Genomic DNA, 13785 nt, shown 5'->3' on the forward strand with positions numbered 1-13785 from the left:
CGAAATGCTAAAACCAAAAAAACAAAATGCTACTTCCCTCTTGTAAAACTATCAAACAAATTCCTTCTTTTTTCGATTTCACGGTATTTATTTTAGTCAATGAATGCGGCGTTGGTAAAAATTATCCATCCTGATCGATCACAGCCTGCCCGATTCGGTAAAAAAGCCTTCCTTTACCGACGAGTATCCACCTCCACGCCACAGTTTATTTGAGTTTGGTCCAATGCCATGCCGATAAACATGGGATAACTCCAGCTTTTGTACCGGCCCCAGATTTCCCCGGAATAGTTTGGAAATACCTCGTTTTGAATGGTAGCCAATAAGGGTTGGGCTTTCTCTCCCAACTGCCGCACGCTGATCGCCGCCTGCAACACCTGTACTTCGTCCTCGAGTTTTAGCATTTGTTCCAGCACGGCAAAAGCCTGCGGATCATTTTTTCTCTTGGCCAAAATCTCGGCAGCTTTGGTTCGTACGGCCGGCATATCGTCGTCCATGAGGCGGCGCACCCCAGGCAATACGGACTCGATTTCTCCGGAATAGGCATCCAGTGCAACCAGGGACCAAAACCGTTGAGCCGGTTCCACGGCATCAAAATACGGCACCAATACGGCCGGATCCTCGACCTGTCCCACCCATTGGGCTACCTCCAGAATGGCGCGAAACTGCTCGGAAGAATAGTCCCGGGCGATTTCGTAAACGCTTTTCCCCGCCGCTTTGGCCTGTGCCATCATGATACCTTCAGAAATCAACCCGGTATCCCGATATCGGATCATCCAGGCATCCAATTCGTCCCGCAAGCGCGAAACCCGATCGGCTACCTCCGGATGATCGATCAGGTTGGTCTGTTCCAAAGGGTCGTTTTCCAAATCATACAGTAGCTCTACCGGCTTGGGAGCAAAAAACTGTAACACCGGGTCGGGCAACTGTCCCAGGGCCCGCAAGCGATTGATTTCTTCGTAACTCCCCCCTTTGTTAAAAATCAAGGCATTCTGGTAATAAGGCAACTGCGGCATAAAATGCCGTACGTACAGGTACCTGCCATCAAATACCGAACGAGATACTTCGTAACAATCGTCCGCCCGGTCCCGGTAGCCAAAAATAAACTCTTTTTCCTCGGCCGTTTCTCCGAGAAAGCTTTTCCCCTCCATGGCATCCGGAACTTCAGCACCCGCCAGTCGGATCACCGTAGGAGCGAAATCCACGAAACCCACCTTGTGGTCCGTCACCCGGCCGGATAAATTGCTGGTCAGGTGCTTGTATTTATCCGGCACGTGCAGAATAAACGGGACCTGCAAGCCGGCATTGTCCAACCATCGCTTGTGCCCGGGTAAGCCATTTCCGTGATCCGAGAAAACAAACACAATGGTTTCCTCCAACAGCCCATCTGCTTCCAACTCGGCAAGAAGCCTACCCACCTCTCTATCGAACACCGCCAGCAAATCGTACATGTGGGCCCAAATTTCTCTCATTTTAGGACTGTCGGGCAGGTGGGGTGGCAACACTGCCTGCTCGGGGTCATGAAAGTCCTCCAACGACTCGGTATCGCTGCTCCGCAAGGCATTTGTTGGGCCTTCGTGGGTCATCATAAAGTTGAAAACACTAAAAAAAGGCTTTCCCTCCGGCCTCTTTCTCCAATGAGCTTCGCTGCTGCTTTCGTCCCAGCGACCCTGATGGTCGAAATTATAGTCGGTTTTGACATTGTTACTTGTGTAATAGCCGGCGTCGCGTAATACCTCTGGTAAAATTTTCATGCCCTCTGGCACCGGAATTTCAGAGCGCAAATGCTGTGTTCCCAACGAAACTGCGTACCTGCCGGTAATCAGCGTGGAGCGCGCAGGTGCGCAAATGGGTGCATTGGAAAATGCCTGGGTAAACCGGATACTCTTCTCCGCCAGACGATCAATAGTTGGGGTCTGTGCATAGCTGTCACCATAGCAGCCGTATATGGGACTCAGGTCTTCATGGGAAATCCATAGAATATTGGGGCGATCCAACGAGGCTTCGGGCGCACCACAGGCGACCAATCCAAAGAGAAGCAGCAGCAACGATTGGAGGCTGCGTCCGCCAGGCGTTGTATAGGCTGTACGGTTCATGTTTTGTTTTCTTACCTTTTCCTTTTTTTCATAAGCCTGCAAACCCCTGCACCAATGGCCGGCTTACCGCATAGGTTTTCGGCAGCATTGATGTTGGTTTGATGGCTTCACTCTCTAACCAGTAATGCCAGGCTGCCGTTTCGCACCGGACTTTTCAATTGGACGGTTTTTCCATCGGGAATATCGTTGGAAGACAGCCATTTGGCCTCGCTTACCGAAAGCCAATGCAGCGCAGCGGGTCCGTCCAGGGCGGAAATATCCAGGCCTACTTCTCCCTGGTCCGGGAAATAAATCAGGTAGTACTTGCCCTCTTGGGCAGCACAATACGCTTCGTTTTCCTCCCGGCCAATAAGCAGGTCCATGCGCGGCTGCATTTCCCAAAAACGTACTTTTTGCTCCACTTTTCTTACCGATGCGATGGCCCGCATGGAGGGAATCGAGAGCCCCAGACCGGATGGCGGACGATGAAAGCGGCTCGATGCAAAGCCGCCAAGGATATTGCGAAAGAACGTTTCTACCGCATGCCTGCCGTCAATTCCCCGGTTCACCCAGGAACTGGTACTACTGCCATAAATTTTGGTGCTGTTGACTGGTCTGGGATTGGCTTCGATGTACTCAAAGATGGCCCGGGCCTTGTCCCAGTTTTGTTGCCCGGTATTATGGCTGTTTTGAGACATATCGGTGTAGGAATAGGTATCCGGTCGATCGAGGGTTCTCCGATGCATGGCAGAGGTAATATCCCAATCGTCCCACATCTGGGTGATCATTATTTCCTTTTCCCCTGCCTCTTTTTTTAAAAATGCAGCCCAGTAAAGCGCCCATTCATCCTCCCCCTTGGTTTCGTTATCAATACAATACAGAACGTGATCGTGTTCCAGCGTATGCTCCAACAGTTTTCGCACAAATGCTTCCTGATAGGCCAAGACCTCCCGATTATTTTCCAAGGCCGGTACGGTGTAAAAAAAAGGCTGCTCATTTGCTCTGGGATGCTTGGGATACAAGCTATCCAGTCCTGAGGTTTCGTAGGTATAATTAATGTTATTGGCCGGGTGGTAGGGATCCGTTAGCCAATTGTCGCGGGAATGGTCAAAGCGGTCCCATATTTCAATCTGAACCGCAATATCTCGCTCCGACGTCCAATGCAACAAGCTGTCCAGTTGGCGCCAATAGGCTTCGTTCCAAGCATTCAGATCGTAAGTCCCCTCCTCGTTTCGGGCAAAAGCGCGCAGATCCCCCGGATCCCGATCGCTCATGGTGTTGCGGATGTAATTTCCTCCCACGGCATGCAGGCTATCCAGGTGGGATTTTAGGTGAGCGTTCTGAAATAAATTGTCATTGTCCGTAGCGCCCAGCAGGAGCACCGGTTTGCCCCGGTATTCCCAATAAGCGGAATTCTCGGCCCAGGGCCGGATTCCGGAGCGCGCTTCCGGTACCATCCGTTCAGTGGATGGGGACGCACAAGCGGTCAGCAGCAAGACCAGAAAAAAAACCATATCGCCAGTAAATACTTTCATTCCGGAGAAGTTAGCAGGATACGCTTGTATGCAGTCAGGGAGGGGAGGCCGACATCACGCACTTCAAGAATCAGGTGCACCGCTTTTTTGGGAGGCAGGACCGGCATGGTAAACCTCAGGGCTTCGCCACCTGCTTCGTAAGCCATCCGAAGGTCCGTCTCGGGCCGGTAAATCTCCTCGTATACCCACCAGTGGAATACCAGTTCCTGCCCGTCGGGGTCGTAGGTTCCCTGCGTCTCCAGACGTACCTGTTCCCCAGCTTTCGCAGAAATGAGCAGAGGTTCGGGACCGGATTGCCCATTCACTACAGGTACGGGATTGTGGTTCGCCTCTCCGTAGGAGCGATGGGCCCATTGCACCCGGGCCATAAAATCGGATTGAAACGCCTTCCGCCAGCGTGCCACGGAGTGACGTTCGTTGAGGGTACCGTCCAGAAAATCCGGCGCGTCTATGAAGAGATTTCCACGTAGCCGTCGGTACCGACCTCCCCAGCCGCCCCATTCCGGGCGATCCGGTACGTTCAGCCCGTTAGCAAGCAGACCCATGAAAGAAGGACTGTCCCCTTCTTTCATCCCGTTCGTTCCATGTCCGTGCAGCTGATACCGCTCGCTGAGCGGCCCATTTCCGTGGATATTCGCCCGCACCCAATCACCGTCCTGCATGCTTTGGTCGCCGGTCATGTACATGCCCCGAAAGACGGATAGCTCCCGTATCCCCGTAAAGCCCTGCCAGGCAAAACCATTGGCAATCAGGTTCAGTGCCTTAAACTCGGATAGTAGGTACTCCCGGTGCCCGTCCTGATCACCGATCGCATGCACCTGAATTTTCCTGCAAAAGGCATCCACTTCCTCCGATGACCGGGTTTGCTTTACCCGCCAGAGTGCTTGTGCCAGTTCGCGCGTACCGCCCCAAACCGGGATATGGACCAGCTGCTCCGATCGGTCAACCCATTCAATAATGGCTTCGGAGGCTTCGCTATCCAAACCTTCTCCAAGGTCTTTGGAATTGCCCAGGCCTTCGCGCACCCGGGACAATAGGGAGTCTGGATGGGGAAAATCATCGGAATGTAAGCGCAAGTTGGGGTAAATTTCTTCGTAAGCAGCCAGGTGTCCCCGGATGATTTCCGGTCGGACGTCTTGCCCGTGCCCCATCCTACTCGTGGCACACAATGCCAGGATGTCAAAATGATCTGCATAATACAAGAAGCGGGTCAGGCTCTGCTCGTCATCGGTATCTCCTCCGATATCCGTCAACACGATTACCCGTGGTTTCTGCTGGCAGCTTCCATTGCCCGGCAGAAAAAAGCCGAACAACAACGAAACGATTAGGTAGGAATATCCTTTCATTTGATGATTTCTTTAAACGGTAGGCTGCGGCTGTCGGGGAGACCTGGGTATCCACCGACGCAACTTGCCTACCTGTATTACTTCAGTTCCAGCGCCTCGGTATTCACAAAACCTTCCCCACGGATCTCAATAAAATCCTGCAACAAGGCTTTTAGCTTTTCGGGATGTTTGTCCGCCAGGTTCTCCCGCTGTCCCGGATCCTGGCTCAAATCATACAACTGAAACTCCGCATCGTTTCCCAACTCAATGTTTACCTGCGTATTAACTGCCGGCCCTTCGTAGGGAGGGATAAGCGCCCAGTCGCCTTGCCTGAATGCAGTACGGCTGGTAGCTTCCAATACCAGGGACTCCCTCCCCTGCTCCGACTTACCGAGAAAAGTATCCATCAGGTCTTTTCCATCCAGGCTGCGTTCGGTACTTCCCGTCAAGGCGGCCAGGGAATTTAGCAAATCCAATTGGCTAACGAGCGCATCCGATTCTCCCGGCTCGATGGTCCCCTTCCAGTAGGTAATGAAAGGTAGCCGGGTGCCGGCCTCAAACAAACTGTATTTCCCTCCTCGGAAGGGTCCCCAGGGCGTATGGTTGCCTAGTTTTTCTACCGCTTCGTCGTAATAGCCGTCGTTGAGTACCGGGCCGTTGTCACTGCTGAATACCAGCAGGGTATTTTCGAGCAAGCCCTCTTCCTTAAGGGTTTCCATAAATTGTCCAATGCACCAATCTGCTTCCAAAATCACGTCTCCCCTCGGGCCCATGCCCGACTTGCCTTCAAATCGTGGATGCGGCGTGCGCGGCACATGGGGTTGCTGAAAGGCATAGTATAGAAAAAACGGTTCTTCCCGATCTTGCCGAACGTAAGCGCTGGCCTTTTCCAAAAAATGATCGGCCATGTCTACGTCCACCCATCGAGCCTTCTCGCCACCTTTCATAAAGCCAATTCGTGGGATTCCATTGACGATGCTGTTGTTGTGCCCGTGGTGCCAATTCATGGATAATAACTCGGGGTTGTCTTTGCCGGTGGGCTCTCCGTCAAAATTTTCGCTATAGCTGACTTCAATGGGATCGTCGGGGTCCAAGCCCTGTACCAACCCGTTTTCCAGGTAGACGGTGGGCACCCGATCTTGGGTAGCCGCCATGATATAGGAATAATCGAAGCCCACTTCATTCGGTCCCGGGCTGATCGGTTCGTTCCAGTTTACTTGCCCGGTCCCCAGACCCAGGTGCCACTTGCCCACGACGGCGGTGGTATAGCCTTGCTTCTTTAACATTTTCGGAAGGGTCAATTCATCCGTACCAATGACCAAAGGAGCGGTTCCCGGCAAAATTTTCGCCTCTTTGTTTCTCCAGGGATAGGTTCCGGTGAGCAAGGCATAGCGACTGGGGGTACAGGTAGCCGAGGAAGCGTAGGCCTTCGTGAATTTCATCCCTCCATTTGCTAAAAAATCCATGTTTGGGGTTTCCAGGCTACCGGCCTCGTAAGCACTCATGTCCCCATATCCCAGGTCATCCATGTAGATGACAATGATATTGGGCTTTTTTGCGGGGTTTTCCTCCTCATTCTTTTCGGAGGAACAGCCGGAAAAAAAAGTAAAAATACAGCTGAAAATCAGGGGTATTGTCAATGTAAATCGAGCCATGTAAGAACCATTCATTTAGGGTGTGTAAAATTTTATAAACAAGATAGAAATTTTTTATCAAATCCGTTCGCCAGGGTCAGTCGATTTTCCAGTTGCAGCCTGCCTGGGACGCCGGGCAAAAAAGAAGGGCACCCGGTGGGGGTGCCCTTTTTATCTCAGGAATACCTGTAATTGCCGATAATTAATTGTCCCAGAAAAGGGGCGTAGTTAGATTATCGTTCGCTTGTACGCGCTGGTAGTTTTCCAGGTTATAAGTAGCTTCCGATCCGGGGTAAATCCATCGGTTGGGGGGAAGGCTTTGCGGATTGGAGCTATCTTCCCAGAACTCAAGCTCAAATTCATCCACACGCCGCATTTCCGCCCAGTTTTCGTTGGGCTGCACCACGTTGAAATGCAGCCAGCGCTGCTGAGCGATCCGCTCCATCTTTTCGTTCATGTCGGCAGCCCCGTCCCAGCTGATGTCGGCATCGGCAAGGTAAGCATCGATGGCTGCATCCGTCGGAGCGGTAGGCTCGGGAGAAACATTGTTATTACTCATGCCACGAAGCATGTCGTAGTAATGAACGGACTCCCGTATTCCCGTCTCGTAATGCGCCTTTGCCTGTGCATCCTGCCCGGCCTTGAGGTAGTGCTCGGCGGCCATAAAATGAACCTGGCTGGAATTGATCAGCATTCCGGGGAAATACTGGTTTCGGCTCAGTGTAGACCGATTGTAAATGGCTACCGTATTGGAGCCGATCAATTCGGTCTGTTCAGAAGAGCTCAAAAACGGATCCAGTCCGATGTATTCGCCCTCGGCTGCTTCGCCTGGCTCAAAGACATAGGAAAGTCGGGGATCGCCGTTGGTGAGCATGTGTTCCAAAATCACTTTACCGGCTATGTTACCGTTCCAGTCTTCGAGACCCGTTTGAAAATCATTGGCACCGATTAGGGTTCCCAATTCATGCTTCCGGAAAGTGATGTTATCCGCATTGGAAGACACGATGGGATAGTTGGTGGGGTTCGACAAAATCGCGTTGATCTCCGCGGTCGCTCGGGAAGAGAATTCCGAGGTTCCACTTACCCGGGTCAACATGCGCAGACGTAGCGAGTTGATGTATTTCAACCACATGTCGATATCCCCACGGTTAATCAGGTCCTGGGTTTGGAAACCGGTCAGAATTCCCGGATTGATGGTCATGGTACGCAGCTCATCCGCAAACCCTGCCAGGTCATCCAACATCTTCGTGTAGATGGCCTGTGGTTCGTCGTAACCCGGATAGGATTTTCCGAAATCACCGCCATTGGTACTCAACATACCCGCTTCAGAAAACGGAATAGCGCCGTGCAAATCCACGATTTTCTGGGTATGGTCGTACAAATAGGTGGCCGCCGCGATCATGAACACGCGGTTATTCTGCTTCTGAACATCGGTGAGTTCCGCATACACCTTTTCCAGCTCGCGGTACTGTGCGAGGAACTGATAGTAGTTATTCCATCGGTCGTTAATGGCAGCGGAACCGGGTACGTACTGGTTCTCCTCGTTGGCCCATCCAACCGCTTGTGTATAGCGGTTCAGCGTGATGCGCAATACCACGAAATAATTCCAATAACTGGGAAGTACGTACGTCCGGTTTGCAATCATGAAACCGGTAAATTGCTTTTCTACAGAGGTTTCCGATACCTTGGAAGGATCGGTATAATTCTCCTCAAATTCGGAATACTGACAGCCCGCGAGACCGATAAGCAGTGCGAGACTCAGTATGACTAGTTTATTTTTCATAATGCGTATATTTTTTAGTAAAACGACCGCTTAGAATCTCGCCCTAAGCATTAAACCTACGGTACGTGTGGCCGGATTCGTTCCAGCGCTGGTCAGCGTTTGCGACCACCTGGAGCCACCTGTCAACACTTCAGGATCGAGATCCTTGATGTTTCGGTAGAAGAAAAACAGGTTTCGTCCAAACGCAGAAACGTTGATACTCGTAGCTCCCAATTTCTGAGCGATAGCCGTAGGTACCTGGTACCCCAGAGATAGCTCACGCAATTTCAGGTAGGTATTTTCCTTGATGTACAGCTCGTATCTGGCCTGACTGTATTGCGGACCACCCCAGTTGTAGGTTCGTTGGTAGTACATGGCTTGGGAAATCACGTTGGTATTGGGATTGCCATCGGCAGTCACACCTTCCATCAGCATGCCGTCATTGTATACGGTCTCGCCATTGGGTCCTTGAGGGCTGGAAGTCTGAACGCCCTTGCCGTCGGCATCGACGTAGTACGCCAATCCGCCGCTTTCCGCATCCATGTACTTCAAGCTTTCTTCGGTCAATCCCCTACTGATCATCCAGTTGATACCGGTAGGCATCACGTGTCCTCCGATCTGGAAATCCGCCAAGATGTCCAACGAGAAATTTTTGTAGGCAAGATTATTGAAGATTCCACCCACTGCTTTGGGCATGGCGTTTCCTGCCAAAATCCAATTGTTGGCGTCGATTTTATACATCCCGTTTGGCTGCACGATTTTTTCTCCGTTGGCATTGGTCTCTACCGGACGGGCGAAGAAATCTCCCATGGGGCGGCCTACAACGGAACGAAGCTGCGCCGCATTGCCATCGTAATCGGCGTGTAACAATTCGGTGGCATTGTTGGCTAGTTTCTCTACCATGTTCATGTTACGGGCAAAATTTACTCCCGCCATCCAGGTAAGGCCACGTCCCTGGTACAGGGTTCCGTTTAATGCGATTTCGATTCCTTTGTTTCGCAGCGTACCGATATTCGCCAGTACGGAGTTCGCTCCGGAGGTAGCAGGCAAAGTCAAGGGTAGGATCTGGTCGCGAATCTGCGCGTTGTAGTAAGAAAACTCAAGTCCAAGTCTGCCTGCGAAGAATTTACTATCCAATCCCAGCTCAAATTCATGCTTTTGTTCGGGGCGAATGCCGTCGTTTCCAAAACTGCTGGGAATATTGGTATACAAAACCGGGGATCCTCCTGGCTGCTGTACGCCAAGCGTGTTTTGGTTATAGGCAATATTGGCCCGGTACACATCCGGATAGTTACCTACGATACCCCAGGATCCACGAAGTTTGGCAAAACTAACAAAACTGGGCAGGTCCACTGCATCTGACAAGATAAAGCTGGTATTGGCCGAAGGGTAGACAAAGGCGTTGTTATCCGGATTCATGGTGGAGGTGCGGTCCCTACGAATGGTTCCTTCTACAAACAAGATACCTTTGTAGTCCAGGTTTACGGTACCCAATGCCGCGTCAATTACACGAGAAGTTCTTCTGGAGCCATTGTTTGGTATGTTGACCGAGGCAACGATATCGAAAAGGTTTTCGGAACTCAAGCCGCCGTTGGTCCCTCGGGACACCATGGAAAAGCTCTCCTTATTGGCGGTATAGCCTGCCATTGCGCTGAAGGTAAAATCATCGGTCAGCTGCTTACGGTAGGTTAGCAATAAATCTCCGTAGAGGATATTAAAGGTCTCGTTAGACATGCTGAAACCTCCCGAAGGGCCAAAAGCCAAAGGACGTGTTGTCGATGTCTCATTCTCGCTATTTCTATAGGTAAAATCTGTGGAAATCCTGGCTCGCAGCGTCAATTCGTCTGTAAAATCAATGAAATTGGTAATGCTACCAATAACCCGGTTGCTCAACTCAGATGCCCGGTGCTCATTTACCCGCCAAACATAATCGCCAATAGCTCCCTGAAACCCGTTTAGGGTAATGTTCTCATCGGGAGTTAGGCTTTGTCCGTTTCCGGTCACAAAGCGGTAGCCGAGGCTGGTCTTGTATTTGTCCAGGTACCAGGCACCGTTATCAAAGCGGGTCATCATTCCACCAAAATTATTGATCAGCCGGTCTACGGAATACGGGCGGTTGGCCGTGTACTGGTTGATGTAGTTTACCATCACATCCGTCCGAATTTTTTTCGACACGCGGAAGGTGGCATTCAAATTCGCAATATTCTTGCTGTTTTTGGAATTCAAACTCAACGCTTCGTTATCCTGTCGGGTCAACGACACCCGAAAATCCGCTACATCCGTAGAATTCGAGATGGCTACGTTCACCTGAGAACTGATGGGATCGTTAAACAGGGCCGAATAGTTGTCTTCCTGCGCCACGTAGGGTCTCATTTCCCCATCCCATGACCGAGCAGGCTGCCCGTCAAATCTCGGGCCGTAATTGATATTCGTATTGGGAAGGCCACGAGAACCGTCTTCGTAAATGAAGAAGCCGTCTTCGTTTACGCCATTGTTTGCAAAGCTCAGCGCCTGTACGTGCTGGGGAGCACCTGGTCCCCGAACGTTCTGGTACCGAGGCAGGTACGCGATGCGATCCTGTGCGTAATTGGCGTTAAAGTCAACGGTAAACCCTTTGGAGGTGCCCTTTTTGGTAGTGATCAAGACCACACCGTTTACCGCTTCGGATCCGTACAATGCGGCCGCCGAAGCCCCTTTCAATATGGATATATCGGCAATGTCTTCTGGGTTGATGTCCAGCAGGCCATTTCCTCGCAACCGTTGGTCACCCCAATAGTTGGTATTGTTTACCTCCTCGTTCCGGATCGGAACTCCGTCCAGAATAATCAACGGTTGGTTTCTTCCGGTAATGGAGTTGATTCCCCGAATGGTGATGTTTACCGCAGAGGTAGCACCACCGGCACCCGCCTGAATCCGAACACCTGGGGCTTTTCCGTACAGGGCAGTCGCCACATTGGGGGTCCCCACCTTGACCAATTCGTCCGATTTAATGGTAGTGGTAGCGTAGCCTAGGGCGCGCTGCTCCCGGGCGACGCCAAAAGAAGTCACCACAAACTCGTCCAGGCTTCCTACGTCCTCCTGCATGGTGACGTTGATGGTGCTGCGGTTTCCTACCTGAATGGTTTGGGTTTTAAAACCGATAAAAGAAAATACCAGGGTGGCATTATCCGGGGCATTCAGGCTGTATTTTCCTTCAATATCGGAAACCGTACCCATGGATGCTCCCTGCACGGTAATGGTTACTCCCGGCATGGGAGCACTGTTTTCATCGGTAATGGTACCCGATACCCGGATATCCACGTCAGCGGCAGCTGCTTCAAACGCTGCAGGTGCTGCCGAACCGGCGGCAGCCAATGCCTGTGTAGCTACGACACAGGTCAGCACAATCCCTTGAATCAAAAAGAACAGCGTCTTTTTTATGCCAACGGAGCTTACTAGTAGTTTTTTCTCATTTTTCATTTGTTGATGGGTCAGGTCCAGGTACGCCTTGGCAACGCCTGAACATTTGGATAAATTTTTAACTAAAATTTTGTTGATTGGACAATAGACAACGATTGTCAGGCTACTTCTCTCATAGGCAATACCTAATTTTACATTTGACGAATAATTACAAGAAACAATTAAGAGGTCAATTACATAATTTTTTTAAACAAAATCCAATAGTTAAACAAATTTTTTATTTTGTTAACGAACTTTTTTTTAAAATTCAAGGAAATATCCGAAATTGGCGCATTTTTGATCGGGTGTTTATTTGGGTTGGAGAAGCATTCGTTCCCGTAGTTGCTGGTGAGAGATCCGCAACGCGATGCTATATTCCACCACAGGCTCCGTAAATTCACCCGGCTTCCGCAACGGCCAATGGCCCGATAGGAAGGCGCTGTCGTATTATTAAAAATCCGATTTGTGAAAATGAAAATCCATCGTTTAGCGGTCTCGGTTTGCCTTGCGCTCGTTGGTTTGCACCTACAAGCGCAGGACGGTAATTCCCACCTTACCAGACCCAATATAATTGTCATATTGGCCGATGACCTGGGGTACGGCGATTTGGGAGGCTATTTTGGGGGAAAAGCCCATACACCCCATCTCAACCGACTGGCCGAAGAAGGGATGCTATTTACCGACTTTCACAGCAATGGGGCCATGTGCTCGCCTACCCGGGCGGCCTTGCTGACCGGAAGGTACCAACAACGCCTCGGAATCGAGGATCCTTTACCCGGGGACTGGCAAGAAAAAGGAATCGGCGCGATCAAAGGCATTGCCGGGGACGAGCTGTATTCCTCGCCGACCATGGCCGACTACCTCAGAAAGGCAGGTTATGCCACCGCTTTTTTTGGCAAATGGCACTTGGGAAATCACCCCAGCGCCAACCCCCTTCATTTCGGATTTGATGAGTTCAGAGGACTGACCTCTGGGGACGGCGATTATTTCACCAAACTGGATCGTCACGGTTATTCGGATTGGTGGCATAACAAACGCCTAAGTTTTCAGGAGGGGTATACCACAGATGTAATTACCGATAACGGCATTCAATTCATAAAAAGACACAGAACCCAGCCGTTTTTTGTTTACATGGCCCACCTGGGGGTCCACTTTCCCTGGCAATCCCCAGAGGACGGTGCATTGGAAACACGGATAGAAGGGACCGATTACACCTCCAGCAAGCCAGGCCCGGCGAGTAAATTAGGGCCCCATGCCCCCGCTGAAGTTCCGGACGCCCTGGTGGCGATGATCGAAGCACTCGACCGCAATGTGGGCAAACTCATGGCCTACCTCAAAACAGCTGGGCTGAACCAAAACACGCTGATCTTTTTCACCGCCGACAACGGACAGTACCTGAGTTACCAGGGAGATACCTGGCCTGCTGTGGGTTCCAACGGCCTGCTTCGCGGAGAAAAGGCCGATTTGTACGAAGGAGGACACCGGGTACCCAGCATCGCCTGGTGGCCCGGTAAGATTAGGGCCGGTAGTCGCTCTGAGGCAACGCTAGCCTCGTTCGACCTGCTGCCAACCTTTCTTGATTTGACCGATCAGCCCCTCCCTGATCCGAAAGGAGCGGATCGTCTGGATGGCCAGAGCTTTCTTTCGGTTTTGCTTTCGGGAAAAGTCATGCCGGAGCGAACCCTGTTTTGGCGGACGCCAGAAGCCATTGCCGTGAGAAAAGGTCCCTGGAAACTACTGGAAGATCGGGAAAACGGCTCCCTCGCACTCTACAACCTCGAAAGAGATCTGTCTGAAACAAGCGATTTAAAGCAAGACTATCCGCAGTTGGTCCGGGAACTATTCCAAGCGCGAGATGCCTGGGAGAAGGAAATGGATACAAAACCGTAAGCGTTTTTCTTCCGGGGAGATCGGGGAATTTCAGATGTGCGGAAATGCAAAAGCTATCGGGCCATTCACTCTCCGGTAGTCGTTTCCCGAACGTGCCGGTATCGCAGGTCCAAGACGAACACGTTCAAG

At 51.3% G+C, this 13785-nt stretch carries 7 protein-coding genes; 1 reads left to right on the forward strand and 6 read right to left on the reverse strand.

Going from position 1 to position 13785, the window contains the following annotated elements; genetic code table 11:
* Positions 1-173: 173 nt before the first annotated feature.
* From ABWH99_RS18500 to ABWH99_RS18525, 6 genes are all read right to left on the reverse strand, one after another.
* Positions 174-2093, reverse strand: coding sequence for a sulfatase-like hydrolase/transferase (locus tag ABWH99_RS18500; RefSeq protein ID WP_375583294.1), 1920 nt, complete (start codon positions 2091-2093; stop codon positions 174-176).
* A 107-nt stretch (positions 2094-2200) separates the two neighbouring features.
* On the reverse strand, positions 2201-3607 hold the full coding sequence (locus ABWH99_RS18505; protein ID WP_375583295.1) for a hypothetical protein: 1407 nt from the start codon (positions 3605-3607) through the stop codon (positions 2201-2203).
* A complete protein-coding gene (locus tag ABWH99_RS18510; protein WP_375583296.1) occupies positions 3604-4953 on the reverse strand; it encodes a DUF1593 domain-containing protein in 1350 nt (449 codons plus the stop codon). The genes ABWH99_RS18505 and ABWH99_RS18510 overlap by 4 nt, the downstream gene beginning before the upstream one ends.
* Before the next feature lie 77 nt (positions 4954-5030).
* Complete coding sequence (locus ABWH99_RS18515) at positions 5031-6602, reverse strand: arylsulfatase (RefSeq protein WP_375583297.1); 1572 nt, start codon at positions 6600-6602, stop codon at positions 5031-5033.
* Positions 6603-6768: 166 nt separating this feature from the next.
* Positions 6769-8349, reverse strand: coding sequence for a SusD/RagB family nutrient-binding outer membrane lipoprotein (locus tag ABWH99_RS18520; RefSeq protein WP_375583298.1), 1581 nt, complete (start codon positions 8347-8349; stop codon positions 6769-6771).
* Positions 8350-8379: 30 nt separating this feature from the next.
* Entirely contained in the window at positions 8380-11787 is a 3408-nt protein-coding gene (locus tag ABWH99_RS18525; RefSeq protein ID WP_375583299.1) for a SusC/RagA family TonB-linked outer membrane protein, read from the reverse strand.
* 450 nt (positions 11788-12237) lie between these two features.
* Here ABWH99_RS18525 and ABWH99_RS18530 point away from each other — a divergent pair, with 450 nt between their 5' ends.
* Positions 12238-13656 (forward strand): sulfatase-like hydrolase/transferase, encoded by a 1419-nt coding sequence (locus tag ABWH99_RS18530; protein WP_375583300.1) that lies wholly within the window; start codon positions 12238-12240, stop codon positions 13654-13656.
* The last annotated feature ends 129 nt before the right edge of the window (positions 13657-13785 follow it).

Origin of the sequence: Cyclobacterium xiamenense, assembly GCF_042140265.1 — a bacterium.
In the GTDB taxonomy this organism is placed as follows: domain Bacteria; phylum Bacteroidota; class Bacteroidia; order Cytophagales; family Cyclobacteriaceae; genus Cyclobacterium; species Cyclobacterium xiamenense_A.

What these genes read in the sequence shown, in the direction of transcription:
- ABWH99_RS18500 (WP_375583294.1), bottom strand. Translation starts at nt 2,093, where the DNA reads ATGAACCGTACAGCCTATACAACGCCTGGCGGACGCAGCCTCCAATCG.
- ABWH99_RS18505 (WP_375583295.1), bottom strand. Translation starts at nt 3,607, where the DNA reads ATGAAAGTATTTACTGGCGATATGGTTTTTTTTCTGGTCTTGCTGCTG.
- ABWH99_RS18510 (WP_375583296.1), bottom strand. Translation starts at nt 4,953, where the DNA reads ATGAAAGGATATTCCTACCTAATCGTTTCGTTGTTGTTCGGCTTTTTT.
- ABWH99_RS18515 (WP_375583297.1), bottom strand. Translation starts at nt 6,602, where the DNA reads ATGAATGGTTCTTACATGGCTCGATTTACATTGACAATACCCCTGATT.
- ABWH99_RS18520 (WP_375583298.1), bottom strand. Translation starts at nt 8,349, where the DNA reads ATGAAAAATAAACTAGTCATACTGAGTCTCGCACTGCTTATCGGTCTC.
- ABWH99_RS18525 (WP_375583299.1), bottom strand. Translation starts at nt 11,787, where the DNA reads ATGAAAAATGAGAAAAAACTACTAGTAAGCTCCGTTGGCATAAAAAAG.
- ABWH99_RS18530 (WP_375583300.1), top strand. Translation starts at nt 12,238, where the DNA reads ATGAAAATCCATCGTTTAGCGGTCTCGGTTTGCCTTGCGCTCGTTGGT.